The sequence below is a fragment of the Streptomyces sp. JH34 genome (assembly GCF_029428875.1).
GTDB lineage: Bacteria > Actinomycetota > Actinomycetes > Streptomycetales > Streptomycetaceae > Streptomyces.
Genome location: NZ_JAJSOO010000001.1, coordinates 3808101 through 3832546, shown reverse-complemented (window position 1 = coordinate 3832546; position 24446 = coordinate 3808101). Strand labels below are relative to the sequence as shown.

At 71.1% G+C, this 24446-nt stretch carries 23 protein-coding genes; 14 read left to right on the top strand and 9 right to left on the bottom strand.

What is annotated here, in order from left to right; all coding sequences use genetic code 11:
* Positions 1-21: 21 nt before the first annotated feature.
* From LWJ43_RS17040 to LWJ43_RS17020, 5 genes are all read left to right on the top strand, one after another.
* The gene (locus LWJ43_RS17040; RefSeq protein ID WP_277333093.1) at positions 22-270 is read left to right on the top strand and encodes a type II toxin-antitoxin system CcdA family antitoxin; all 249 of its coding nucleotides are present in this window, start codon (positions 22-24) and stop codon (positions 268-270) included.
* Positions 267-668, top strand: coding sequence for a PIN domain-containing protein (locus LWJ43_RS17035; RefSeq protein WP_277333092.1), 402 nt, complete (start codon positions 267-269; stop codon positions 666-668). Before LWJ43_RS17040 ends, LWJ43_RS17035 begins: the two co-directional genes overlap by 4 nt.
* 926 nt (positions 669-1594) lie before the next feature.
* Positions 1595-1810, top strand: a complete 216-nt coding sequence (locus LWJ43_RS17030; RefSeq protein WP_277333091.1) for a DUF6243 family protein — start codon at positions 1595-1597, stop codon at positions 1808-1810.
* Positions 1811-1856: 46 nt separating this feature from the next.
* On the top strand, positions 1857-2120 hold the full coding sequence (locus LWJ43_RS17025; protein WP_277333090.1) for a hypothetical protein: 264 nt from the start codon (positions 1857-1859) through the stop codon (positions 2118-2120).
* A gap of 581 nt (positions 2121-2701) precedes the next feature.
* A complete protein-coding gene (locus tag LWJ43_RS17020; RefSeq protein WP_277333089.1) occupies positions 2702-3535 on the top strand; it encodes a PIG-L family deacetylase in 834 nt (277 codons plus the stop codon).
* Positions 3536-3672: 137 nt separating this feature from the next.
* Here LWJ43_RS17020 and LWJ43_RS17015 read toward each other — a convergent pair whose 3' ends face one another.
* Both LWJ43_RS17015 and LWJ43_RS17010 read right to left on the bottom strand, forming a co-directional pair.
* A complete protein-coding gene (locus LWJ43_RS17015; RefSeq protein WP_277333088.1) occupies positions 3673-4434 on the bottom strand; it encodes a polysaccharide deacetylase family protein in 762 nt (253 codons plus the stop codon).
* A 301-nt stretch (positions 4435-4735) separates the two neighbouring features.
* Complete coding sequence (locus tag LWJ43_RS17010; RefSeq protein ID WP_277333087.1) at positions 4736-5335, bottom strand: hypothetical protein; 600 nt, start codon at positions 5333-5335, stop codon at positions 4736-4738.
* Between the two features lie 286 nt (positions 5336-5621).
* On the opposite strand from LWJ43_RS17010, the gene LWJ43_RS17005 reads away from it, so the two are divergent.
* Positions 5622-6368: a DUF1838 family protein gene (locus LWJ43_RS17005; protein WP_277333086.1), complete on the top strand. Its 747-nt coding sequence runs from the start codon at positions 5622-5624 to the stop codon at positions 6366-6368.
* Between the two features lie 87 nt (positions 6369-6455).
* Here the strand turns inward: LWJ43_RS17005 and LWJ43_RS17000 are convergent, their stop codons facing one another.
* Positions 6456-7412: an SMP-30/gluconolactonase/LRE family protein gene (locus LWJ43_RS17000; protein ID WP_277333085.1), complete on the bottom strand. Its 957-nt coding sequence runs from the start codon at positions 7410-7412 to the stop codon at positions 6456-6458.
* Positions 7413-7658: 246 nt separating this feature from the next.
* Here LWJ43_RS17000 and LWJ43_RS16995 point away from each other — a divergent pair, with 246 nt between their 5' ends.
* The 5 genes from LWJ43_RS16995 to LWJ43_RS16975 all read left to right on the top strand — a co-directional run bounded on the left by LWJ43_RS16995 (position 7659) and on the right by LWJ43_RS16975 (position 14970).
* The gene (locus LWJ43_RS16995) at positions 7659-8777 is read left to right on the top strand and encodes an NADH:flavin oxidoreductase (protein ID WP_277333084.1); all 1119 of its coding nucleotides are present in this window, start codon (positions 7659-7661) and stop codon (positions 8775-8777) included.
* Positions 8778-8919: 142 nt separating this feature from the next.
* Positions 8920-9231 (top strand): trypco2 family protein, encoded by a 312-nt coding sequence (locus LWJ43_RS16990; RefSeq protein WP_277333083.1) that lies wholly within the window; start codon positions 8920-8922, stop codon positions 9229-9231.
* Positions 9221-12172: a trypsin-like peptidase domain-containing protein gene (locus LWJ43_RS16985; protein ID WP_277333082.1), complete on the top strand. Its 2952-nt coding sequence runs from the start codon at positions 9221-9223 to the stop codon at positions 12170-12172. The genes LWJ43_RS16990 and LWJ43_RS16985 overlap by 11 nt, the downstream gene beginning before the upstream one ends.
* A 370-nt stretch (positions 12173-12542) precedes the next feature.
* Positions 12543-14207: an ABC-F family ATP-binding cassette domain-containing protein gene (locus LWJ43_RS16980; RefSeq protein ID WP_277333081.1), complete on the top strand. Its 1665-nt coding sequence runs from the start codon at positions 12543-12545 to the stop codon at positions 14205-14207.
* A 79-nt stretch (positions 14208-14286) separates the two neighbouring features.
* Positions 14287-14970, top strand: coding sequence for a class E sortase (locus tag LWJ43_RS16975; RefSeq protein WP_277333080.1), 684 nt, complete (start codon positions 14287-14289; stop codon positions 14968-14970).
* A 13-nt stretch (positions 14971-14983) separates the two neighbouring features.
* On the opposite strand, the gene LWJ43_RS16970 is transcribed toward LWJ43_RS16975, so the two are convergent.
* From LWJ43_RS16970 to LWJ43_RS16955, 3 genes are all read right to left on the bottom strand, one after another.
* Positions 14984-17413: a glycoside hydrolase family 65 protein gene (locus tag LWJ43_RS16970; protein WP_277333079.1), complete on the bottom strand. Its 2430-nt coding sequence runs from the start codon at positions 17411-17413 to the stop codon at positions 14984-14986.
* Positions 17413-18174 (bottom strand): HAD family hydrolase, encoded by a 762-nt coding sequence (locus tag LWJ43_RS16965; protein ID WP_277333078.1) that lies wholly within the window; start codon positions 18172-18174, stop codon positions 17413-17415. Before LWJ43_RS16965 ends, LWJ43_RS16970 begins: the two co-directional genes overlap by 1 nt.
* Before the next feature lie 434 nt (positions 18175-18608).
* The gene (locus LWJ43_RS16955; protein WP_277333076.1) at positions 18609-19490 is read right to left on the bottom strand and encodes a LysM peptidoglycan-binding domain-containing protein; all 882 of its coding nucleotides are present in this window, start codon (positions 19488-19490) and stop codon (positions 18609-18611) included.
* Positions 19491-19615: 125 nt separating this feature from the next.
* Here LWJ43_RS16955 and LWJ43_RS16950 point away from each other — a divergent pair, with 125 nt between their 5' ends.
* On the top strand, positions 19616-19981 hold the full coding sequence (locus LWJ43_RS16950; protein ID WP_277333075.1) for a PH domain-containing protein: 366 nt from the start codon (positions 19616-19618) through the stop codon (positions 19979-19981).
* A gap of 3 nt (positions 19982-19984) precedes the next feature.
* Here the strand turns inward: LWJ43_RS16950 and LWJ43_RS16945 are convergent, their stop codons facing one another.
* Together LWJ43_RS16945 and LWJ43_RS16940 are read right to left on the bottom strand one after the other, a co-directional pair.
* On the bottom strand, positions 19985-20740 hold the full coding sequence (locus tag LWJ43_RS16945; RefSeq protein ID WP_277333074.1) for a peptidoglycan recognition protein family protein: 756 nt from the start codon (positions 20738-20740) through the stop codon (positions 19985-19987).
* Between the two features lie 94 nt (positions 20741-20834).
* Positions 20835-21476: a ScbR family autoregulator-binding transcription factor gene (locus LWJ43_RS16940; RefSeq protein ID WP_277333073.1), complete on the bottom strand. Its 642-nt coding sequence runs from the start codon at positions 21474-21476 to the stop codon at positions 20835-20837.
* Between the two features lie 105 nt (positions 21477-21581).
* Here LWJ43_RS16940 and LWJ43_RS16935 point away from each other — a divergent pair, with 105 nt between their 5' ends.
* A complete protein-coding gene (locus LWJ43_RS16935; RefSeq protein WP_277333072.1) occupies positions 21582-22493 on the top strand; it encodes a ScbA/BarX family gamma-butyrolactone biosynthesis protein in 912 nt (303 codons plus the stop codon).
* 15 nt (positions 22494-22508) lie between these two features.
* On the opposite strand, the gene LWJ43_RS16930 is transcribed toward LWJ43_RS16935, so the two are convergent.
* Positions 22509-23273, bottom strand: coding sequence for an SDR family NAD(P)-dependent oxidoreductase (locus LWJ43_RS16930; protein WP_277333071.1), 765 nt, complete (start codon positions 23271-23273; stop codon positions 22509-22511).
* A 262-nt stretch (positions 23274-23535) separates the two neighbouring features.
* Here LWJ43_RS16930 and LWJ43_RS16925 point away from each other — a divergent pair, with 262 nt between their 5' ends.
* A complete protein-coding gene (locus LWJ43_RS16925; protein ID WP_277333070.1) occupies positions 23536-24444 on the top strand; it encodes a quinone oxidoreductase family protein in 909 nt (302 codons plus the stop codon).
* Positions 24445-24446: the final 2 nt, after the last annotated feature.

Here is a 24446-nt window from a genome sequence, read left to right as displayed (position 1 = left end):
ATACTCCAGTATGCTTGACGTATGTCCTCAACGACTCGCATCACCGTCACGCTTCCCAGCGACCAGGTGGCGGAGCTCCGCAAGCTCACGGACAACGTCTCCGGCTACGTGGCGGAGGCCGTAGCCCGCCAGATCCGGCACCAGCTCCTGGGCGACGACCTTCGCCGGCACGAGGAAGAGCATGGGCCCTTCAGGGACGAGGAGCTCGCCGAGGCCCGCTCGAAGATCTTCGGTGCTGCCGGTTCCTCCGATAACGCGGACGCCGCGTGAGCGAGCGCATCGAAACCGTCGTCCTTGACTCGGAAGGGCTCTCCGCCTGGATCGCGCAGGACCGCAAGCTCCTAGCGATGCTTCAGGTCTTCCACGACTTGGGCGCCGACCTGGTGATCGGGGCCAACACCATCGTGGAAGTCACTCACTCCCGCACCAACATGCCCCGTCTGAACTGGGCCCTCTCCCGCGTCAAGGTGGAGCCGGTCACCGAACAAGCGGCGAAAGCGGCAGCAGAACTCCTCAAAGGGGCTGGGCTGCACGGACACAAGTACGCCATCGACGCCACGGTCGCCGAGGTCGCCCTGCGTCAGCAGAAACCCGTCGCCCTCTTGACCTCCGACAGCGACGACATGACCAAACTCTGCGGAGACCAGGTCCGCATCATCCCTCTCTGACGCGCCGGCCCACCCGGAGCACCCCCTGGCAGAGTCCGCAGCACCGCTGACCTCGTGCCCCATCCATGCCCAGCAGAGCGGACAACAGCGGTCAGGTACAGCTTCCAGAGGCCATGGAAACCCAAGCTCCCTCATGGGAAATCGCAGGTCATAGCCCCCTCTGGCAGCCCAAGAGCCGTTGATTCCCAAGCGCAGAGCGCGAGTTCGATTCTCGTCACCCGCTCCATGAAAAAGCCCCAGGCCAATGGCCGGGGGCTTCTTTGCTGTCTGGACCAGTTCAGGCATCTCGCGCCATGTCCGTGCCCGATGCCTGGTCATCCGCCTCTTCACGCCGGGCCCGCACGAGCTGGTCGAGGCCGGCCGCCACCTCAGGTCGAGCCGTAGAAGGGCCAACAGAACGACGAACCGCCTGCCCGCTTCCGACGCGGTGGACCCTTCGGTGCGCCTGCCCGTGGTCGGCCCGGCGCGGCCTGCCTGGCGCCGACGGGACGATTCCTTCCGATGGCACAGAGTTGCCGACGGGCATGGTCGGTGGCCACGAGCACCTTCTCGTCAGCCGTCCATGTCCATCAGCGCTGCGGCCTCGCGTGCGCCGAGGCGGGATCCGAGCACACGTGACGGAATGTGCGGCGACCACAGCGACTGGAGGAGAACCACGTTCCACAGGCATGGAAAGTCTCCCTACGCCTCATGCATGAGCCGGGCCTCAATGCGCCAGGCGATCAGCGAAAGCGCGGCCGGCGCCGGGGTACCGACAGGGCTTGGTGTGCGGGGACGACAGAACCCGGTAACGTCTTTGTCATCTTCTTCCAGACGCCGATTTACGGGTGAGAGCGTCACGGGCCCCTGCTGGCATCACTCGACGTCGCGCGCCCGTGCCTCACCGATGAATCCTCAGATCACTTCACATCATTCCGGGAGAACCCATGACCGTGAGCAAGAACATCAACAACCCCGTGGGCATGGGTGGCGGCCAGCGCAAGAGGCTGTCCCGCGCCGAACGGCAGAACAACGGTCCGCACCGCAACCTCGATCGCAAGGGTGCCGCCGACCAGAAGGCCGAGCTGGTGCGCAAGATGCGCGAGAAGGCAGGCACGGCCGAGGGTGCCGGGCAGGCGGGCGACGACACCGCGGAGAGCTGACGCACACCCGCCGCAGGGCGGCGCCGCGCGGAGCAGGGTCCGGACCGTGACGCACGGTCCGGGCCCTGCTGCCGTGACCGGGGCCGGGTGGTACCGGACGGCAGGGGCCGACGACATCCCGTGGTACCGGACGGCAGGGGCCGACGACATCCCGTGGTGCACGACGACCGTCACGAGGGTGCCCGCGGCCCCGAGCAGCTTCTGCAGGATCGCTGCGACGAAGGCGACCACGGCGACCACGGCGACGATGAACGAGCAGACGGACCAGGTGATCCAGAACCTGCCGCTGGGGAGTCCCTCCAGCCAGTAGCAGACGATCAGGTCGATGACGAGCCCGCTGACCACCGCGAACGCGGCGAGCTGGGCGCACGCAGGCGCCCTGCCGCCTTCCCGGTGGCCGCCATGAGAAGGGTCGAACTCATGTGGCCGCCCCTGTGCCGCGCCCGCGCGGCGCCCGGGTGCCGCTGGGCATCCGGCTTCTTCCTGAGCCATCACCACACGGGCTCGGTCGGGCGGCAACTCAAAGGGCGGGTGCAGGTGACGTGCGGCGGACCGCAGCTCGGCGCAGCAAGCTCGGCGCGGCTCGGCACAGCTCGAGGTAGCTCGGCGCGGCTCCCTTTGAACCCTCGCAACCGGGCGTGGCGGGCGCTGCCGGATCACCGCCGCCCCGTCCTCGGAACCCCCCGGGAACGCCGGTGCCCGGAAAGAGCGATCCGCGCCGGGAACAGCCGACCCTGCCCGCACGGTTGCATCGACCGAAGCACCGGCGCCGCACGGGCGGGGGACACGGGACCGCGAGGTCGTCCGTCCCGTCAGGATCCGGGCCCCAGGACCGCGGTGAGCCCGCCGCGCGTCCGGACCAGGACGTAGTTCCGCAGGAGGACTTTTCTCATGACTGACCGGCCCTTGACGCTCATGGCAGTACACGCCCACCCCGACGACGAGGCCACCGGGACCGGAGGAGTCCTCGCGCGGTACGCCGCGGAAGGCATCCGCACGGTTCTGGTGACCTGTACCGACGGCGGTTGCGGCGACGGACCGGGAGGCGTCAAGCCGGGCGATCCCGGGCACGACCCCGCAGCCGTCGCCGCGATGCGCCGCCAGGAACTCGAGGCGAGCTGTGAGGTCCTGAAGATCAGCGACCTGGAGATGCTGGACTACGCCGACTCCGGGATGATCGGCTGGCCGAGCAACGACGCCCCCGGTTCCTTCTGGGGGACCCCCGTCGAGGAAGGCGCCGCCCGGCTCGCGGAACTCATCGAGCACTACCGGCCCGATGTGGTCGTCACCTACGACGAGAACGGCTTCTACGGCCACCCCGACCACATCCAGGCCCACCGCATCACGATGGCGGCGCTGGAGAGGACCGCGCTGACGCCGAAGGTGTACTGGACGACGATGCCCCGGTCGATGATGCAGCGGTTCGGGGAGACCATGCGCGAGTTCCAGGAGGACATGCCGGAGCCGGATCCTGCCGAGACCGCCGCGATGGCCGAGATCGGTCTCCCGGACGACGAGATCAGCACGTGGGTGGACACTGCCGCGTTCAGCGACCAGAAGTTCGACGCTCTGGCCGCGCACGCCAGTCAGGGCGAGAACATCTTCTTCCTCAAGATGGGCCGGGAGAGGTTCCGCGAGCTGATGGGCACGGAGACCTTCGTCCGCGTCCAGGGCACCGCCGGCACGGCCGTACCCGAGACCGATCTCTTCGCCGGTCTCCGCTGATCCGCCCGCCCGGCCCGGTCCGGGGGCAGCGCGTCGGCGTCGGCGGACCGTCTCGCCTCTCGTGACCCGCTCCCTGCGGAAGCCCCTGGCCGTGGGCCGGGGGCTTCGGGACGTTCACGGGGGCCGCGGGCCTCAGCTCAGCGCACGGGGAAGCCGAAGGAGTACCCCTGCTCCTTCAGCCAGGGCAGCACCTCGCGCAGAGCGGCCAGGGTCTCGGAACGCTCCCCGCCCGCGTCGTGGAAGAGGATGGTCGGCCCGTTGGGGATCTCCCTCTTGACGGTGTCGACCATGGTGTCCACGCCGGGGTGCTCGAAGTCCTTGGTATCGACGTTCCAGCCCAGCGGGCGCATACCCCGGGACGCGGCCAGCTTCCGGCTGTACGGGGTGAAGGCACCGCCCGGAGCCCGGTAGTACTGCGGCCGGACGCCTCCGGACGCCTCGGTGATCATGCGTTCGGCATCCAGGATCTGCTGGGACTGGTAGGCCTCGGACTTGGTGTCCATGGCGGTGTCGTGCGAGACGGTGTGGTCGCACAGCCGGTGTCCGTCGGCCACGACCTTCTTGACCAGGTCGGGGTAGGCCTTGGCCTGCGTGCCCACCATGCAGAAGGTGGCCTTCACACCGCTGTCCTTGAGCAGTTGCAGCACCTGCGGCGTCCAGACCGGGTCCGGTCCGTCGTCGATGGTGATGTTGACGCCCCGGGGCCCGCCGTCCGAGGCGTGCGCGATGTCGGCCGCCACCTTCGTCACGGCCTGTTCCTGGGGCCGCGCCTCCGGCTGCCGTCCTCCCGTGGGGTCGGCCTGAGCACTCCACACCGAGGTGGCGGCGGCCAGCGCCGTCACTCCGAGCCCCGCCGCGAGGAGCCGGCTGTGCCATCCCCTTCCCTTGTGCTTTGCCATGTCCGCCCGCCCCTTTTGCTGACTCCACCGATGCCGTGCCCCCATCAAGTCACACGAACGCCCTGATCAGGTGCCTCTGTTACGGATCGCGGACGAACCCGCTGGGGGTCGGCGACAAACGCAGGGGTTCCGCGACACACGAGGGCGGCGGCGGGCTCGGGAGGCCCGGCCGGCCGACGGGCATGCGGCTGCCGTCGGGTGCGGAGCGCGGCATCGCGACGGTCTCCCCCGCGAACGGGGAGGAGCCCGTCAGTGAACTGACGGGCTCCCACCGGACATCGACGCCTAACCCGCCATCAGGTCAGATCGTCGGGGTGTCGTCGACGACCTCCTTGTGCGGTTCGACGACGAACTTCCAGCCTTCGCTGGGCTCCAGGAACCGCACGCGGGTCGGGTAGATGTCCAGGGCACGGCGGTCACGGTTCTGGGCGTTACCGTTCTTCCGCCCCCGGGCCGGCTCCTCGTACAGGTCGATCTTGACGTCCGGTACGGCGACGGTCTCCTCGCTCCAGCGCTGGACGATGCCCGCGCCGAACGCGTCCCGTGCGGCGCCGTAGAGCGCATCCAGGGATTCCATGCTCCCGTCGGGCACGAAAAGGGCGAGGTTCAGGAGGACGCCGGCACTCCGGAGAACCTCGATCTCCTCGCCCGCCTTGTCAGCGACCCATATTCCGCGCTCTTCGGCGTTGTCCGGGAGGACATGAATTTCCTTGCCGAAGATCGTCCTCGCAGCGAAGGAACCGCCCTCGAAATTCTTACCCGGCTCCGTGAGGAATGCCGGGGCGAAGCAGTCGAGAGGAAGGTCATCCATCTCCGCCGAGACGAAAATGCCGTCCTGGAGGCCCAGTTCCGCAACCTGTTCGGCCGTGAGACGTCGAGCCGTAACCTTCTCGGTATTCACGCCATTCCCCTTTTTTCGAGGCGTCCTGTAAATTCATTATGACTATATCACGAAAATGATCACCCAGTTCCGTGGCCCACCTTCGCATGTGCGGCGGCACAGCCGGCGTTCCCGGTAATTCCCTCGGGCAGGGGACGGGAGGCGAATAACCGCGCATTATCGGAGAAATTCGACCCTCCGTCGTGGAATTCGTGAGGCCGCGGCGCGCGGGCCGCCTCCCGGGAGGAGCGGGCCGGATCGCGGAGGTGCTTCCCCCGGACCCCGGTGGCCGCGCACAGTGGTCCGTATGACGACACCCGCAGAGCTGCTCCGCTCCCTCGCCCGCACCCGCGCGTCGCTCGACGGCGAGGAGGTCACGTACTGTTGGTCAGGAGACGTGTACTCATGGGCCCCGGACGAGCCCTACCAGCGTGTCTTCGGCTTCGAGGGGCTGAACGTCGCCCGCCTGGTCCAGGACGCCGATGCCGGCCCGGACGCCTGGCAACTGCTCACACGTGAGGCGGCTTTCTACCTGGACCCCGCCACCCGCGAGATCCTGGAGACCTGGCAGGACCTCCCGGTGACACACGTCTGGAACGACCCGGCGAACCAGAAGTGGCGTCCCTTCCCGGTCCCGACGACCGAGCTGGGCGGACAGGTCTGCTTCAGTCTGGAGATCCCGCTCTCCTACCCCTCGCCACTGCCGGTCGCCCAGTACCCCGTCCACTCGGCGGGGGACACCTACAGGGCCCTGGAGCTCTTCCAGTTCTTCACCGACCGCGCCGACCTGGCCGGCCCCGCGGCAAGCGTCCCGGCCACCATGTCGTGGACGCGGATGTCTCCGTGGCTCCCGTGGATGGCCCGCGGGCAGCGGCCGGGCGGTCTCACCTTCCACTGCCGGGGCCGCAAGCTCGGCTCGTACGCGGAGGTGCCCGAGCGGACCCGTGCCTACATCGCGGAGCACCACCCGGAGTTCGCGCACGCCCCGGAGAAGTGGAGCGAGCCGAACGAGACCAGCTGGACGTACTTCCGCAAGCTCGAGCCGCCGGAGTAGATAGCACGGCGGGGCCTCTCCGGGCCGCGACGGCGGAGAGCGCGACGGATGTCCGGAGCCCCGGCCTCCGCCCGGCTCAGGCCGTGTTCATCGTGCCGCGTCCAGCCAGGGCCTGCGGCCCGGGCCCGTCGGGTGGGTCCCCGTGACGCCCATGACGACCGAGTAGAGGCTGGTCTCCGCGGTGATGAAGAGGCGGTTGCGCTTGGCACCGCCCCAGGAGATGTTGGCCACCGCCTCCGGGACGGCGAGCCGTCCGATCAGCGTGCCGTCCGGGTCGTAGCAGTGCACTCCGTCGTCCATGGCGGCGACCCAGAGCCGGCCGCCGTCGTCGAAGCGGAGGTTGTCGAAGCGGGCCGCCTCGCGCACCCCGGCCTCGGCGAAGACCTCACCGTCCGACAGGGTGCCGTCGTCCCGTACGTCGAAGACCCGGACGAAGCCCGCCCGCGTGTCGGAGACGAACAGCTGCCGCTCGTCCGCGGAGAAGACCAGCCCGTTCGGCGCGCCGAAACAGTCGGCGACCATGCGTACTCCGCCGCTGTCCGGGTCGATGCGGTAGACGTTGTTGGAGCCGATCTCGCTGTCCGCGCGATATCCCTCGTAGTCGCTGGTGATACCGAAGTCCGGGTCGGAGAACCAGATCGAGCCGTCGGACTTCACCGTCGCGTCGTTCGGACTGTTCAGGCGCCTGCCCTGCCACCGGTCGGCCAGCACCGTCACCGTGCCGTCGTGCTCGGTCCGGGTCACCCGCCGGTTGCCCTGCTCGCAGGTGACGAGCCGCCCCTCACGGTCCAGGGTGTTGCCGTTCGTGTAGCCGGCCGTACGGCGGAAGACGCTGACGGCGCCGGTCTCCTCGTCCCAGCGCAGCATCCGGTCGTTCGGGATGTCGCTCCAGACCAGCTGCCGCCAGGCGGGCACGTAGACGGGCCCCTCCGCCCAGCGGCAGCCGGTGTACAGGACCTCCAGGCCGTCGTCGCCGTTCATGCACCGCCCCGCGCGGAACCGGTCGTCGAAGCTCTCGTACAGCCCGGGGTACTCGCTGGTCATGGACATCCATCCCTTCGCCGGCCACCGAACGCTTTCGGCGTCGGCCGAAGACTGCTGGACGGCGCGAGGGAGATCAAGTGGCCGACCGTCCCACTCCGGGAACGGCCTCGCACGGGCGGGCCTCACTCCGTCCGTCCTCGACTCGAGGGGAGACCTTGACCACATCGGGCCCGGCGGCGGGATGCCGTGGCGGCGTGCACGTGTTGGCGACGGGTGGACCCGACCCCGCCACGAACAGGACACCCAGTGACAGACGAGAATGCCCGCCGTGCAGCAGACGCCCTCTCGCGTCCCTTCTCGGTCCGCGGACTGACCTCCCGCAACCGCATCGCCATGGCCCCCATGACCCGGCAGTTCTCCCCGGGCGGCGTTCCGGGCCAGGACGTCGCGGAGTACTACGCCCGCCGGGCCGCCGGAGGCGTGGGACTGATCATCACCGAGGGAACCTACGTCGATCACGCTTCGGCCGGTACGAGCGGGCGGATACCGCTGTTCCACGGCGAGGACGCCTTCGCGGGCTGGTCGGGCGTGGTCGACTCCGTGCACCGGGAGGGCGGGGCGATCATTCCGCAGCTGTGGCACGTGGGTGTCACACGCGCCGAGGGCGCGCCGCCCGTGGCGGACGCGGAGCCGGTCGGCCCGTCGGGTGTGTCGCTGTCCGGTGAGCCCAAGGGCCGCGCGATGACGCAGAAGGACCTCGACGACGTCATCGCCGCGTTCGCGGACGGGGCGGCCGCCGCGGAGCGCCTCGGCTTCGACGGTGCGGAGCTGCACGGTGCGCACGGCTACCTGATCGACCAGTTCCTGTGGGAGGGCAGCAACCGCCGCACCGACGCGTACGGCGGCGGCATCGTCGCGCGTACCCGTTTCGCGGCGGAGATCGTGGCGGCGTGCCGCGCGGCCGTGTCCGACTCCTTCCCCCTCTTCTTCCGCATGTCCCAGTGGAAGATGGACGCCTACGAGGCGAAGCTCGCCCGGACGCCCGAGGAACTGGACGCCCTCCTCACGCCGCTGGCCGAGGCCGGCGTCGACGTCTTCCACGCGTCCACCCGCCGTTACTGGCTCCCGGAGTTCGAGGACTCCGACCTGAACCTCGCCGGATGGGTGAAGAAGATCAGCGGCAGGCCGACGGTCTCCGTCGGTTCGGTCGGCCTCGACGGTGACTTCTTCAGCGCCTTCCAGGGCGACGGCTCCTCGGTCACCGGCATCGACCAACTGCTGGACCGGATGGAGCGGGACGAGTTCGACATGGTCGCCGTGGGCCGTGCGCTGATCGCCGACCCCGAGTGGGCCGCAAAGACCCTGCGCGGGCGTACGGAGGACATCACGCCGTTCGGGGCGGAGATGCTCAAGACCCTGCGCTGACGGGGCGGGCGGGCCGCTCGTCGCCTCCCCCGCACGGGGGGCACCCGCGCTCACCGGCTGGACGCCACCGGGGGCCCATGCGTGATGATGTGGGCCTGTCCGGTGGGCAGTTGGGTGTGCGGACTCGCGGGGGGATCTGGTTGTGAACGATGCGGTCGAGCTGGCGGACATGATCGCGCAGCTGCGTCAGGAACTGAGCCGGGCGATGGAGGACGGGGAGGGCTCCGGTCTGCGGTTCAAGGCCGAGCAGGTGGAGCTCGAACTGACAGTGGGGGTCGAGCGGAGCCGCGAGCCGGGAGTGAAGGTCCGGTTCTGGGTGTTCGACGCCGGCGCCACGGCGAAGCAGTCGTCCGCCGTCACACAGCGGCTCACCCTCACCCTCCAGCCGGTGACGGCGGACGCGCCGGACCGGGCGGCGCTGATCTCCGGGGACGAGCTGCTCGGTGAGGACTGACCGGGCGACGGCGGGCCTGGACCCGCACCGCATCGCGGAGGTCATCGTCACCACGGCCGCGGGCGCCCGGCGCCGGGGGTCCGGGTACCGGGTCGGCGACACGGCGGTGCTGACCGCCCTGCACGTGGTGGCCGGGGCCTCCGCCGTGCGGGTGCGCTTCGACGCCGACCGGCCCGGCCAGTGGTCGGCTGCGGCGGTGACCGTCTGGTCGGACGACGGGACCGATGTGGCGGTGCTGGCCTTCGAGCCCCCGGAGGGCACCGCCGCCGTCGGACCCGCGCCGTTCGGCCGCATCGGCGACGACCGTCATGCCGTCGTCACGGTGCACGCCGCGGGGTTCCCGCTGTGGAAGCGGCGGCGCGGCACGGACGGCCGGCAGTTCCGCGAGCTGCACCAGGCGGACGGAACCGTCGCGGCGCTGTCCAACCTGCGCACCGGCACCCTGGAGATCACGGTGCAGGCGGCCGCCGCCGATCCCGACCCCGAGGTGTCGCCGTGGTCGGGGATGTCCGGCGCAGCCGTGTGGTCCGGGCCCCGCATCGTCGGTGTCGTCGCCGAACACCATCGGTGGGAGGGCGCCGCACGGCTCACCGCTGCCCGTATCGACCACGTCCTCGCCCGGGTCGCCGCACCCCGGCGGGCCGAGCTGGCGCGGCTGCTGGCGATCGCCGACCCGGAGGCGCTGCCCAGCGCGGACGGGGCGGCGGGACCCGCGGTGTCCAGGGTCGTCGGGCTGCCGGTCGCACACGGCCTCGAACTGTTCAAGGACCGTACCGAGGTTCGGGACGCGATCGGCCGGCACCTGTCCGACCCGGCCGTCCGCATGGTGACGGTCACCGGGCGCCGGGGCATGGGCAAGAGCTCGGTCGCGGCGAAGGTCATGGAGATGCTGGAGCAGGGCGAGTGGCCCGGCCAGGTGCGGGCGCCGTCGCCCCGGGGGCTGGTCAACCTCAGCACCCGTACCTCGGGCGTCTCCGTGGAACGTCTCTACTTCGACTGCGCCGAGATCCTCGGCGGTGAGGACAGGACGCGGCTGCTGGAGTTCTGGGCCACGGACCGCCCGCTGCGGGACAAGATCGGCGAACTGTTCGCAGCGATGCGCGACGACCTGTTCGTCATCCTGATGGACAACCTCGACGACCGGCTCCAGGACGACGGCGTGCTCGACGAGGAGGACGAACTCGCGGTCTTCCTGGACTGTCTCTTCCGCACCCGGTCCACCCCCCGGCTGCTGGCCACGTCGCAGATCCCGCTGCACCTCGCACCGGAACTCCGCCGTTTCGCGGTGGAGGTGGAACTGTCCGACGGGCTGCCACCCGTCGAGTCCGTCGCGCTCCTGCGCGAACTCGACCAGGACGGCAGCATCGGCGTGGGGCACCTGTCCGACGACGAGCTGCTGCAGGCCGCGGTCCGTGTCCACGGAGTCCCGCGCGCCCTGGAGCTGCTGGTCGGTGTCATGGCGGACGACGTGCTCGCCCTGCCCACCCTGCAGGAGGTGCTGGAGGACTTCGCGCTGCGCGGCGACGTCGTCGCGGGCCTCGCCCAGGACCGGTACCAGCGGCTCGGCCCCGAGGGCCGTACCGTGCTGAACGTCCTCGCCGTGCTCCGTACGCCCGCGACGCGGGAGGCGGTCGAGTGGATCGTCGCGGGCCTCGCCCCCGGCCTGGCCGTGGCGCCCGTCCTGTCGGGGCTGCTGCGCACGCGCATGCTCTCGGTGGACCGGGCCAGCCGCACCTTCGCGCTGCATCCGTTGGACGCCGATCTGGCGTACGCGGCCATGGACCGGGAAGGTGCCCTGGGACGGCGGGCCATGGAGCGGCAGGCGGCGGGCTGGTACACGCGTGCGTCGCCACCGCGCACGGACTGGCGGATCCTGGACGACATCCGGCCCCAACGGCGCGCGTTCGACCATCTGGTGCGCGCTGGGGACATGAACGAGGCGGCGCTGCTGCTCGGTTCGATCAGCGAGTGGCTGGTCTGGCACGGCTCGGTGCTGGCAGCGATCTCGATGCACCTGACGCTGGAGGGACATGTGACCGACGACCGGGCGCGGCTCGCCCATCTCATCGGCTTGGGCCACGCCCGCCTCAGTGGCGGCCCGATGGTCGACGCCGTCGCGCTGTTCACCGAGGCCGCCGGGCTGGCCGAGCGGCTCGACGACCGCTCCTCGTGGCAGAACGCCCTGTTCGGCCTGGGTGACACCCACCGTCAGCTCGGCGACCTGGACGCGGCTGTGGGACCACTGGCCCGATCCGGCGAACTGGCCCACGAAATCGGTGAGTCCGAGGCCGAGGTGCATGCCTTCCTCAGCCTCAGCCTGACGCACAGCTACCTCGGTGAAGGAACCGCGGCGCTCGCGGGCGCCGACCGGCTTTACGCGCACGCCCGCGCCGCACGCGACACGCTCACCGAGGCGCGCGCGTGGAACGCCCGGTCCATCGCCCATCTGGTGCTGGGGCGTTGGGAGGAGGCGGTGGTCGCGGGCGGCGAGGCGGTCCGCGCGTACCGGGAGGCCGACAGCCTGGAGGCCATCGCCTACGCCCTCAACGCCCAGGGCATCGCGCTGATCGCGACCGGACGGAGGAGGGACGCGCTGGCCGCCCTGGAGGGCGCCCTCGACGAGGCGTCGAAGATGGAGAACCCCCGCGCCGAGGGCGTGTGCCTCTACAACACCGCGTGGGCCCACTGGACCGGAGCCCGGTACGCCGAGGCCGCCGACGCCGCCGAGCGTGCGGCCGTGTCCCTGCAGCTGGCCGGGGCGGTGGAGGCGGCCGCCGCGCAGGCGCTCACCCAGGCGGCCGAGGCGCTGTCCCGGCCGGCGCCGGATCCGCGGGCGGCGGGCGACGCCTTGCTCCGGGCCGCCGAAGGCACCGGGCGGAACGTCGAGATGGTCCGGCCGGCCTGGCTCGTCGAGGAGGCGGAGCGGCTGCGCGGAGCCTGAACGCGGGCGGACGCTGCGGACCGGGCGGGCCACCGCAGCGCCTCCGCGGGACTCGATCGCCAGCGGTCCGTGCGCGTTCCACCCCGCCCGGCCCCGGCGCGGTGTACATTTTTTGAGTCCTGTCGTCTCCGATAGAGGTGGACGTTGCGCATCTGAGGTCCGCGATCATCGCGCGGCACGGCCCCTGCCGTAGCCCGTCACGCCCTGTCGGCCTTCCTGCCGCCCCGTGACCCTCCGCGTGGATGCGACCTCGGTGCATGAGCCGTCCCCCGTGTCTCCGGAGGACCGCACCTCTGCCGTTCCCGGCCGGTCGCCGCGTGGTGCTCGCACACGAAGCCCCTGCTCTCACGCTTGCGACTGCGAGGACCACATGTCACATCCCACCACGCCCGCCGCATCCCTGACCTGCTCCGACCTGTCCTTCCGGTGGCCGGACGGCACGGAGGTCCTCGACGGACTCTCCCTGTCCGTCGGCCGGGGCCGCACCGGGCTCGTCGGGACCAACGGCTCCGGCAAGTCCACCCTGCTGCGGCTGCTGGCCGGCCAACTGAAGCCCTCCGGGGGCTCGGTGACCGTCGGCGGGCGCCTCGCCCACCTCCCGCAGAACCTCACTCTCGACACGGACCTCCGCGTCGAGGGCGCCCTCGGCATCACCGAGCGGCGTACCGCGCTGCGCGCGATCGAGGCCGGCGACGTCGCCACGGAGCACTTCGAGACGGTCGGCGACGACTGGGACGTCGAGGAAAGGGCCCTGGCGACCCTCGGATCGCTCGGGCTCGCCGACGTCGGTCTCGACCGCACCGTGGGACAGATGTCCGGTGGCGAGACCGTGCTGCTGCGGCTGGCGGCGCTGCTGCTGGAGCGTCCCGACGTCCTGCTGCTCGACGAACCGACCAACAACCTCGACGTGTTCGCGCGCCACCGGCTGTACGAGGCCGTCGAGTCCTGGCGCTCCGGTGTGCTGGTCGTGGTCAGCCACGACCGTGACCTGCTGGAACGCGTGGACCGCATCGCCGAGCTGCGTGCCGGATCGGTGAGCTGGTACGGCGGCGGCTGGTCGGCCTACGAGGAGGCGCTGGCCACCCAGCAGGAGGCGGCCGGACGCATGGTGCGGTCGGCCGAGTCCGACGTACGCCGTCAGAAGCGCGAGCTGGAGGAGGCCCGGATCAAGGTGGCCCGCCGCCAGCGGCACAACAAGAAGCTGGACGCCCAGCGGCGGGCGCCGAGGATCGTGGCGGGCGCCCACAAGAGGTCCTCGCAGGAGGCGGCGGGCAAGCTCCGAGGCCTGCACGAGGACCGGCTCCAGGATGCGCGGGAGCGGCTCGACACGGCGTCCGAGGTGATCCGGGACGACGCCGAGATCCGGGTACGGCTCCCCCACACCGCCGTCCCGGCAGGCCGTACGGTCCTGAGCGCGCGAGGGCTCCACCCCCGCTTCGGTTCCCTGCGCGACGGCACGCTGCACGTCCAGGGCCCCGAACGCATCGCGCTGATCGGGCGCAACGGGGCGGGAAAGACGACCTTGCTGCGCACCCTCACCGGGGAGCTCGCACCCAAGTCGGGCGAGGCCAGGGCGCACGTCCCGCTGCGCTTCCTGCCTCAGCGGCTCGATGTGCTCGACGACGGGCTGAGCGTCGCCGCGAACGTGGCCCGCGCGGCGCCCGGGACCACCGACAACGAGATCCGCTCCCAGCTGGCCCGCTTCCTTTTCAAGGGAGCACGCGCCGGACAGCCGGCGGGCACCCTCTCCGGCGGAGAACGCTTCCGCGCCGCCCTCGCGGCGACGATGCTCGCCACTCCGGCCCCGCAGCTGCTGATGCTGGACGAGCCGACCAACAACCTCGACCTGGCGAGCGTGCGGCAGCTGACGAGCGCCCTGGAGTCCTACGAGGGCGCGCTGGTGATCGCCGGACACGATCTGGCGTTCCTCGAGTCGGTCGGGATCACCCGCTGGCTGCTCGTGGGGGAGGAGCTCACGGAACTGACCGCGGAGGAGGTCCGGGCCGTGCTCGGCGCACCCGACACGATCGTCTGACCGGTGGTGTACTGGAAGGTGCGGGCCGTGCTCCGGGGCCCGCACCCTGTACCCACCGGCCACCGATCCGGATCCCGTCATGAACCCTTCCCAAGCTCTCCGAGGCGTCCCCCGGGCCGTGACGGCCGCGGCCGTCGTCCTGCTGGCCGCCGGGGGACCGGCCGCGGCGGCCGGTGCGGGACAGCCTCCCCCGGCCCCGGCGGCCACGGCGGCCCCCTCCGCCGTCCCGCCGTCCGACCGGACCGACCCGCGCACGGAGACGGCCGAGCTCACCGTCCCCGCGATCGGCGTGAGGGACCTGCGCGTCGTCCCGTACGAGGGGACGACGGACGACGGGCCGGGCACCGTCGTGCAGGACCGCGGTGAGGCGGCCGCGCCGTACGGTGGGCACGGCGGCGTAGGGCCGGGCGAGATCGGGAACTACCTGGTGACGGCCCACCGGCTGTCCGCCGGAGGCCCCTTCCGCGACCTGCCGTCACTGGACGAGGGGGCCAAGGTCCTCGTCACGGAGAGCGGCACGGTGTACGAGTACCGGATCACCGGCACCCGGCAGACGTCCTTCCGGTCCGAGCGCTCGCTCGCCGAGCAGCGCGCGGAGGTGCCGGGCGAGCCGGGCGAGAAGCCGTCCCGGGCGATGATCACTCTCTCCACCTGCGCGACCCCGGAGGACGACGCGGCCGGGAATTCCTGGCGCGACGCCCACCACAACCCGGAGCACCGCATCGACAAGATCGGCGTACTGGTGTCCTCCGGGCCCGCTTGAGCCCGACGGCCCCTCACCACCCGCCGGACGAGTCTTCGGGGAGCTCCAGCCACCGCGACGTGCCGGGATCGACGACGTACGCGCTGCCGTCCAGCCTGACGCGCACGCCCGGCCGTCGCGAGTCCGGCACGGCGATCCGCAGCCGCTCGGCGCGCAGCCGCAGGTCCACGTCCCAGTGCCGGCGGAAGCGGAGCCGCATCCGGAACTTCGAGAGCTGCGGCAGGGTGGCCGGAGCGAGCCACAGGGCGTCGTCACGGGTCTCCAGCCCGGTCATCCCGCGCTGCACGAAGTCGAGGGTGCCCGCCATCGCCCCCAGGTGGATGCCCTCCTCGGTCGTGCCGCCCTGGATGTCGACCACGTCGCCGATCAGCGCCTCCTCGCAGTACCGCCAGGCCTCGTCCCGGTTGACCCTGGCCAGGACCCAGGCGTGGACGAGGGAGCTGAGGGTGGAGCCGTGGCTCGTCCGCCCCACGTAGTAGTCGACGGTGGCCCGCCACGCCTCGTCGTCGAGGGTGTGGCCGAGCCGCCGGAACAGGGCGGCGAGTTCCTTCGGCGAGAAGAGGTAACCGAGCATCAGCACATCGGCCTGCTTGGACGCCTGGTAGCGGTTGGCCGTGTCACCCTCCGCCTCCAGGATCCGGTCGAGACGCCGGATGTCCCCGTACCGCTGCCGGTACCCCTCCCAGTCCAGCTCCTTCAGGTCCCCGTAACCGGCGAACTGGCTGATGACGCCCTGGTGGTGGGGCACGTACAGCTTCCGGGAGATGTCGTCCCAGCGGTCCGTCTCCGCCGGGTCCATCCGGATCTGGTCGAAGAGCTGCCGGCTGCGGCTCGCCGGCAGGTCACGGCAGAGCTCGCCGGCCCGCGCCAGCACCCAGGCCGCCGTCACGTTCGTGTACGTGTTGTCGTCGACGCCCGCCGCGTCGGAATCCGGATAGGCGTCGTGGTACTCGTCGGGGCCGACGACGCCCCGGATGCGGTACCGCTCCAGGCCGTCGTCCCACTCGGCGCTGTCCGCCCAGAAGCGGGCGATCTGCGTCAGCATCTCGGCGCCCTTGGAGTAGAGGTACTCCGTGTCACCCGTCGCCTGGCAGTACTGCCACACGTTGTACGCCACCGCCGAGCCGACGTGGTGCTGCAACCGTGACCGGTCGGGCAGCCAGCGCCCCGAGCGCGGGTTGAGATGGACCTCCTGGGTCTCCTCGCGCCCCTCGTCCGCGCTCTGCCAGGGGTACATGGCCCCCGCCCTGCCCGCGGCCTGCGCCGCCCCGCAGGCCGCGGGGAGCCGCCGGTGCCGGTAGTCGAGCAACCCCCTGGAGATCTCCGGGAGATGCATGTTCAGGAAGGGCAGGACGAACAGCTCGTCCCAGAAGACGTGCCCCCGGTACGCCTCCCCGTGCAGACCCCTGGCCGGTACCCCGACGTCGAGTTCCGCGGTGTGCGGGGACAGGGTCTGGAGCACGTGGAAGAGGTGCAGCCGCAGGATGCGTCCGGGCTCCCCCGGCACCTCCAGCTTCACCTGCTGCCACAGATCCGCCCAGGCCAGGCGGTGCGAGGACCGCAGCCCTGCGTACGTCGGCGCCTCACCCACCGCCGACACGGCGGCCCGCAGCGGGCTGCCGATCGCGGGGTCGCGGGAGGTGTAGAGGCCCACCGTCTTGTCGACGACGGCGTCGGAGTCCGGGGCGAGCGGGAGCAGCAGCGTCTGCTGGACCGCGCGCGGCTCCTGCCGGGGTTCCGCCCGGTGGTCGCCGTTGCGTTCGGGACCGCAGGAGGCCACGGTGCGGGCGGCCAGGGCGACGCCGATGTCCGACTCCACCGTGTGGCAGCGCAGCCACACCACGGCACCCGGTTCCGTGCCGGTCTCCCAGCCGGTGAGGTGGCGGTCGGCCAGTTCGCGGTAGCGCGCGACGCCGCTGTTGCGGACGTCTCCGTCGATCCCCGACTCCACCTCCAGTTCCCCCGACCACCCTTCGGCGGTGAACACCGTGTGCAGTGCCGCGAGATGGGGGTCGCCCATGTGCACCAGGCGCTCCTGCTCCACCGTCAGCCGCCGGCCCTCCCCGTCCTCGTAGACCGAGTGGCGGGTCAGGATGCCGCCCCGGAGGTCGAGCGACTGCCGGTGGTCCACGAGGTGGTCGTGGTCGGGGGTCAGCCATGGGCCGGGGAGGGCTCCGGGCGGACGGATGCGGTAGCGCAGCGGCAGCCAGTCGGGGAGGTTGACCATGTCCTCGTTCTCGACCTGGCGTCCCTGGACGGACGAGGTCAGCCGGTTGTAGCAGCCCGCCACATAGGTGCCCGGGTAGTGCGTCCCGCCCGCGGGAGTCTCGGGGGCGGCTCCCCGGGTCGCGAAGTAGCCGTTGCCGAGCGTGCACAGGGCTTCGCGCAGGCGCTCCTTCTCCGGTCGGTACCCCTCGTACGTCCAGATCCAGCCACGTGCCATCAGTCCTCCCCGGTGATCAGCAGGTCCCCGAGGTCGGCCACCACGAGGTCCGCGCCGTGACGGCGCAGACCGGCGGCGCCCTCGGGGCTGTCCGAGCGGTCCACCCCGACGACGAGCCCGAAGCCGCCCCGCCGTCCCGCCTCGACGCCGGCCAGCGCGTCCTCCACGACGGCCGTGTCCCCGGCCGGCACTCCCAGACGCCGTGCCGCCTCGGTGAACAGCGCGGGGTCCGGTTTGCCGGGCAGCTCCAGGCGCCGGGCCTCGTTGCCGTCGACCACCGCCGTGAACAGGTCCAGGAGACCGGCCCCCGCCAGCAGCTCCGTCGCGTGCCGGGACGCGGACGCGGCGGCGAGCGGCACACGCGCGTCGTGCAGCACGCGCAGGAGGCGGACCGTTCCCGGCCAGACGCCGACCGGACGAGCGCGGATGCTGCGGGTGAACTCCTCGTCCTTGCGGGCGGCTACGGCCGACACCGTCCCGGTGCCCGGTGGGTCGTCGGGGCTGCCTTCGGGAAGGTCGAGACCTCTGGACGTCAGGAACGCGGCGGCACCGTCCCCGCGTGATCTGCCGTCGACGTGGCGCCGGTAGTCCTCCACCTCGTCGAAGGGCCGCTGGTCCTCGTGGCGGGCCAGGCAGGCGTCGAAGGCCAGTTTCCAGGCCGCGGCGTGGATAGGGGCGGAGTCGGTGATCACACCGTCCGTGTCGAGGACGACGGCGTGCACGGAGAGCAGGACTGCGGCCGGTGACGGTGAGCGTGCCATGCCCGGGTGGTCCCTTCATCGACGCGGAACCTCGTTCCAGGTCTGGCAAAAAGTCGGAAAAGTTTCTCGATGTCCCCTTCGGGATTACCGTAAGAGCATGGCCAGAACCGAGCGTCAGACCGACAGGCAGGCGGAGTACGTGTGTCCGGCCTGCAAGCAACCCGTCGCGACCGTGACGGCGCGGCACAAGACCCTTGGCATCTTCGTCCCGCACTGGGGCCCGGGGCCGTGTCACAACTCCGAGTGCCGCCGCTACGAGGCCGCGTCGCCCGAGCCGTCCGGCTCCGTTCGTGGGGCTGACTCCGTCAGCCGGTGACGAGTGTCCGGGCCGGGCACCACGGCCGGTCCCACCGTCATGACCGCGCGTCCAGCTCGCGTGCTCCGCGTGGGGAAAGTACCTGTGCCGGGTCGGAAAGCCATCGTGACCTCGCGGTTCAGGCGTTCAGGCGCAGGCGCTGACCGGGGAAGATGAGGTGCGGCCCCTGGTCCAGGACCTCACGGTTCATCTCGTACAGCGCGTGCCACCCACCGGACACGTCCGCACGCTCGGCGATCACCGAGAGGCAGTCGCCCGACTCCACGACGTACGTCTTCTCGTCGGCGAGGTCCTCGGAGTGGTGCTTCACACCGGCGTCGCCGCCCGCGGAGCCGGCGTTCCCGTGCTCGTGCGTGCCGCCCGACGAGGAAGCCCCCGACGAGGAAGCGCCGGACGACGTGTTGCCGGAGGTCGCGCCGTCGGACGGGTTGCCGTTCGAACTGCCGGCCGACTGGCGAGAGGGAGCCGACTGGGACGTGTCACTGCGGTCGCCGCCGGAGGAGGACTGCCCGGAGGAGGACTGGCCGGACGAGGACTGTCCGGCGGAGGAGCTCGACGTACCGCTCGCACCGAGACGACCGCATGTCGGCCAGGCGCCCATTCCCTGTGAGCGTGCGACGCGTTCACCGACGGCGATCTGCTCGGACCGGGTGGCGAGGTCGGCGCGGGGCGCGTACTGCCCGCCGCCGTAAGCGCGCCAGGTGGAGGGGGCGAACTGCAGTCCGCCGTGGTAGCCGTTGCCGGTGTTGGTGTTCCAGCGGCCGCTGCTCTCGCACTCGGCGATGCGGTCCCAGTCCGTGCCCGCCGTGAGGGTCGGCGCGGTGACGGTCGGCGCGATGACGGCCCGGGCGGGGGCGGCCTGAGCCGGGACCGCCCGGGCGGGGGCCTGGGCCGGGGCGTCCGCGGCACTGCGGCCGGCGAGGCCGAGCACGCTCAGGAGGACGAGCAGAAGGGCGAGCACCGATTCGACGGGCCGCTTGGCGAGGGGTGATGCCGGCATGACGGTATTTCCTCCGCTGTGCTCGAGAGGTGTGCAAGGGCACGAACAGATAAGCCGCCGATAATCTTTTCTCGGGGCTTTGACGCGCTCGACGCCCGCACATTCACTCGGCTGGAGGCCCTTCCATGGCACTGTTCGGTAATGCGCACACCGTCGATCCGGCTGCGGCACAGCGTGACTACGCCCGCCTCCTGGGGCAGGGCGAGCAGGTGCACGCCGCGTACCTGCTGATCCGCGACACGATCCTCTTCACCGACCGCAGGCTGGTCCTCATCGACAAGCAGGGGATCACCGGCAAGAAGGTCGAGTACCACTCCGTGCCGTACCGGAGCATCACGCACTTCGCGGTGGAGACGGCGGGGACCTTCGACCTGGACGCCGAGCTCAAGATATGGGTCTCCGGCTCCGCCAGCCCGATCCAGAAGACGTTCACCAAGGGGGTGGACATCTACGAGGTGCAGGCCGTCCTCACCCAGTACGTCGCGGGATAGCCGTCAGGGGGACGGCCGGCCGCCAGGGCGTCCCACGTCCCTCAGCCGGGCCATCTCGGCCCGGATCGCGGGGAGTCGGGCATAGAGCGCCTCTCCGGGGCAGTACGTCCGGAAGGTGTCGCGGTGACCTGCGACGGCGTGGAGGTGAACGACCTCACCGCGCCTGTACAGGCTCTCGTCGTTCGTCGAGACCATCCGTACGAAGCCCCGGGGGTCGATGCTCCGGTCCAGCTTCCACGCGCCCACCTTCGCGATCCCCTCGATGAGCGCCTTCGGCACCGGCACACCGGGGTCGAAGGTGCCGAGGGCCGCGATCCCCACGCTGTGCGCGTTGAACCCGGTGGCGTGGGCTCCGCGCACGGACCGTCCGACACCGCCCGCCCTGCCCTCGTATACGGTCCCGCAGCGGTCGACGACGAAGTTGTAGCCGATGTCGTCCCAGCCCTCGCCCCGGACGTGCATCTCCTCCATCGCCCGGAGCATCTTCGGGGCGTCGGCGCAGTCGTACCTGTTGGTGTGGCCGGTGTGATGGACGAAGACGGCCCTCACCGTCCCCGTGTACACCGCGTCCTCCTTCACCAGGCTCTCGTCCGCGTGCCACTGCGCCCGGCTGACGATCACCGGCCGTGGGGCCGCGGCGGGCTCCGCCGGCTTCGCGGCGGCGCGCTCGGGCCCGACGAGCCGAACCGGCGCGTCCCGGAAGACCAGGAAGGCGAGCGGCACGACCATGGCACACACGACTGTTCGGCGAAGCCACATACGGCCACCATGCGTGCTGACCAGCCACGTCGCAGGCACCCCGCACCCGATCGGGTGACATGTGGCAGCGCGCCGCATGCCACCGCACGGGCGGTCAGGAGGCGGCGACCGCCTGCTGCTCCATGATCCGTGCCGCGCGGTGCGGGGACGTGTCCAGCCGCGCCAGCACACCGGGGACCGCGTTGTTGGGGAGGATGAGTTCGAAGAGTGCGGATATCTCGGCGACCAGGTCCGGCGGCTCGGCCATGGACTCGGTCACCAGCTGGACCCCGGTCCACGCGCCGACGACCAGCCGGGACGTGGCCTCGGGATCGACGTGCGGAAGGAGCTCTCCGCGCTCCTTGGCCTCGGTCAGCATCTCCGTCCCGAGAGCGATCCAGTCCGGCCAGCGGGTGCCGAAGAGTCCGCGCGCCCGCGGGTCGACGGAGAGCCGGATCGAGGCGCTGAGCAGGGGTTCCCGTGGCAGCCGGTAGGCGAGCAGGAGTGCCATGTCCACCCACTCCTGCAGCTTGAAGGTCTGCGGAGTGACTCCGTCCGAGGTCACCGCCTCCTGGAGGACACCACGGGCCAGCTCTTCCTTCGACGTGAAATGGAAGTAGAGAGCGCCCCGCGTGAGACCGGCCCGGTCGAGGATCGCGGCGATGGTGGCTGCGTCGTAGCCGTGCTCGTCGAAGACCTCGGCGGCGGCTTGCAGAAAGATGCGGCGCGTGCGGATCGCCCGTTGCTGTCGTGCCAACTCGCGCTCCCCTTTGAACGTGCATGACGCTACTTCAAAAAGTACCGGTGAACCGGTATCATATCAGCGCCGTAACATCTATTTTGCGCCATGTCCGGGAGGGCCGTGCCCGACATACCCGCTGTTCCGTGCCCGCCGCTCTCCGCGGCCGAGGGACGGGACGACATCCGTAAGGAGTACGTCCACCTGGGACGTTCCGACATGGTCCTCCTCACGTCCTGGTGGCGCAGGGAAGATGGCGAGTTCTCGTTGTCCGCGAGGTGGCCGGCCCCCGCCGCCGGCCTCGCGTACGACCACCGGATGCTCACCCAGACCGTCCGGCAGAGCGGTCTGACCATCGCGCATGCCGCGTACGGCGCACCCCTTTCCGATCACACCGTGCTGAGCTACTTCGACTTCACCGTCACGCCCGGGTTCGAAGTACCCCCTGACACGCCCTGCGACCTCACCGTCGAGGTCACCGTCAAGAACGCCAAGGAGCGCGGCCGGAAGGTCAGTTCGCTCGACATGGAGTTCCGCATACTCCAGGGTGGCAGCTTGGTGGCCCGCGCGGACTCCGAATTCGGCTGGCTCTCCACACGCGTGTACCGCCGCCTCCGTGGCGAACACTTCACCGTCGACTGGAACGCGTGGCCGCTGCCCGCTCCGGTCGATCCCCGCACCGTCGGCAGGAACGCGCCCGTCGACGTGGTCCTGTCGGCCGGTGACGGGCCCCGTCACTGGCAGCTGCGCAACGACGTGGAAAACGCCGTGCTGTACGACCACCCGGTCGACCACGTCCCGGGGCTCGCCCTGATGGAGGCGGCCCAACAGGCCGCGAACGCCGCCCTGTTCCCGGCGGTGTTCGAAGCGACCACCGTGACCAGCGCGTTCGAGCGCTACGCCGAGTTCGACAGTCCCTGCTGGATCCGTGCGGAGGTCCTGCCCGCCGCCTCCGGGGAGACCTCGGTCCTGGTCACGGTGGCGCAGGACGGGGAGACGGTCTTCCGGAGCCGGCTGAGCGGACCCTGCGGCTGATACCGGCCCGGCGCCCTACTGGTTGACGAACCCGCCGTCCACCGGCAGGACGGTGCCCGTGAGGAAGGGACAGCGGTCGCTGAGCAGCCAGGCGGCCGCGTTGGCGATCTCCTCGGGCTCCGCCGTACGCCCCTGCGGGGTGAGCCCGTTGACCATCTCCTCCAGGCCCGGATTGCGCCCGAACCAGTCCGCCGTGATCTCGCTGCGCGTCGTTCCCGGCGCAACGGCGTTGACCCTGATGCCCTGTTGGGCGTACTCGTCCGCGGCAGCCCTGGTGAGACCGACGACGGCGTGTTTGGCGGCTATGTAGGGCGCGGCCGCCGGTATGGCCACCAGCCCGCCCACACTGCTGTTGTTCACGATGGAGCAGCCTCCGGGGTTCTGCAGCATGGCCGCTATCTCGTGCCGGAGGCAGTTCCAGACGCCGCGCACGTTGGTGTCCATGACCGCGTCGTAGACGTCGTCACCCATGAGGTGGAGAGGGGTCCGGTCGCCGCCCAGCCCCGCGTTGTTGAAGGCCGAGTCCAGCCGCCCGTAGGTCTCGACCGTGAAGTCGACGGCCCGCGCGGCGTCCTCCGCGACCGTGACGTCACAGACGACGTAGGAGGCCTGGGCCCCCTTGTCCTTCAACTCCGTCACCAGCGAGGCCAGTCGGTCCTCCCTGCGCGCGGCCAGGACGACCGTCGCGCCTTCCTCCGAGAACACCCGGGCCGCCGACGCACCTATACCGCTGCTCGCCCCGGTGATCAGGACGACTCTGTCGTGGAGAAGATCGCTCATGGCGGCAGTCTGGCAGGACACCCCGCTCGTGGCCACGGCCGATCGCGTACCGCCCGGTCCTGCCGTGATCCGCCCCGGCTGCGGTGCGTGCGGGGCGGCGGGGCGTTACGGCATCTGCTGCCCGTTCCGTGCCCCGCCGACGTCGACCCGGAGCGACGACGAAAACAGACCGTTTGTGCTGTTTTTCATCTGATTCCTGACAGAAGACGGACGCGGAACGCGGGCACCCGGGCCCCCGGAGCGCCCCGCGGTACCGTGCCGCATGCTCGCTATCCAGTTCGACCACTTCGGTGGTCCCGAAGTACTCCGCCCCGTGGAACTGGCTCCCCCCGTGCCCGGCCCCGGAGAGCTGCTCCTCACCGTCGAGGCCGCCGGGGTGAACTTCGCCGACACCCACCAGACGGACGGCTCCTACCTCGGCGCCGACGCCCTCCCCCACGTCCCCGGCAGCGAGGTCGTGGGCCGCACACCGGACGGGAGGCGGGTACTGGCCCGGGTCTCGCACGGATACGCGGAGCAGGTGACCGCCAAGGAGTCCGCCGTCCTGGAGATCCCCGAGGACCTGGACGCGGCCCGGGCACTCGCCCTCATGGTGCAGGGACTGACCGCCTGGCACCTGCTGAGGTCCGCGGCCCGGCTGCGCAGCGGCGAGACCGTCGTCGTGCACTCCGCGGCGGGTGGCGTCGGCAGCCTCGCCGTCCAGCTTGCCCGCGAGTTCGGAGCGGGCCGGGTGCTCGCGCAGGTCTCCACCCCGGCCAAGGAGCGGCTCGCCCTGGGCCTCGGCGCGGACGCGGTGATCACCTACCCCCTCGCGGAGAAGGCGGACGTCGTCCTGGACGCCGTAGGCGGGGAGCTCTTCGACCAGGCCCTGGACTCGTTGGCGTCCTTCGGCCGGCTGGTCACGTACGGCAACTCCGCCCGCGCCGCCTTCACCCCGGTCGACCCGGCCCGCCTGGGCCGCCTCAACGCCTCCGTCGTCGGATTCTGGCTGCGTCCCACCCTCGCGGCCCCCGATGCGGTCGGCGGGCCCCTGAAGGAGCTCTTCGCCCTGGCCTCGGCGGGCCGCATCACGCCCGTGACCGGCGGCAGCTACCCGCTCGCCGACGCACGGCGGGCCCATGAGGACCTGCTCGCGCGCCGGACCACCGGGAAGCTGATCCTGACCCCCTGACG

Coding starts and splice junctions, on each gene's coding strand:
- LWJ43_RS17040 (WP_277333093.1), top strand. CDS start 22: ATGTCCTCAACGACTCGCATCACCGTCACGCTTCCCAGCGACCAGGTG.
- LWJ43_RS17030 (WP_277333091.1), top strand. CDS start 1,595: ATGACCGTGAGCAAGAACATCAACAACCCCGTGGGCATGGGTGGCGGC.
- LWJ43_RS17020 (WP_277333089.1), top strand. CDS start 2,702: ATGACTGACCGGCCCTTGACGCTCATGGCAGTACACGCCCACCCCGAC.
- LWJ43_RS17015 (WP_277333088.1), bottom strand. CDS start 4,434: ATGGCAAAGCACAAGGGAAGGGGATGGCACAGCCGGCTCCTCGCGGCG.
- LWJ43_RS17005 (WP_277333086.1), top strand. CDS start 5,622: ATGACGACACCCGCAGAGCTGCTCCGCTCCCTCGCCCGCACCCGCGCG.
- LWJ43_RS17000 (WP_277333085.1), bottom strand. CDS start 7,412: ATGACCAGCGAGTACCCCGGGCTGTACGAGAGCTTCGACGACCGGTTC.
- LWJ43_RS16980 (WP_277333081.1), top strand. CDS start 12,543: ATGTCACATCCCACCACGCCCGCCGCATCCCTGACCTGCTCCGACCTG.
- LWJ43_RS16975 (WP_277333080.1), top strand. CDS start 14,287: ATGAACCCTTCCCAAGCTCTCCGAGGCGTCCCCCGGGCCGTGACGGCC.
- LWJ43_RS16970 (WP_277333079.1), bottom strand. CDS start 17,413: ATGGCACGTGGCTGGATCTGGACGTACGAGGGGTACCGACCGGAGAAG.
- LWJ43_RS16965 (WP_277333078.1), bottom strand. CDS start 18,174: ATGGCACGCTCACCGTCACCGGCCGCAGTCCTGCTCTCCGTGCACGCC.
- LWJ43_RS16955 (WP_277333076.1), bottom strand. CDS start 19,490: ATGCCGGCATCACCCCTCGCCAAGCGGCCCGTCGAATCGGTGCTCGCC.
- LWJ43_RS16950 (WP_277333075.1), top strand. CDS start 19,616: ATGGCACTGTTCGGTAATGCGCACACCGTCGATCCGGCTGCGGCACAG.
- LWJ43_RS16945 (WP_277333074.1), bottom strand. CDS start 20,740: ATGTGGCTTCGCCGAACAGTCGTGTGTGCCATGGTCGTGCCGCTCGCC.
- LWJ43_RS16930 (WP_277333071.1), bottom strand. CDS start 23,273: ATGAGCGATCTTCTCCACGACAGAGTCGTCCTGATCACCGGGGCGAGC.
- LWJ43_RS16925 (WP_277333070.1), top strand. CDS start 23,536: ATGCTCGCTATCCAGTTCGACCACTTCGGTGGTCCCGAAGTACTCCGC.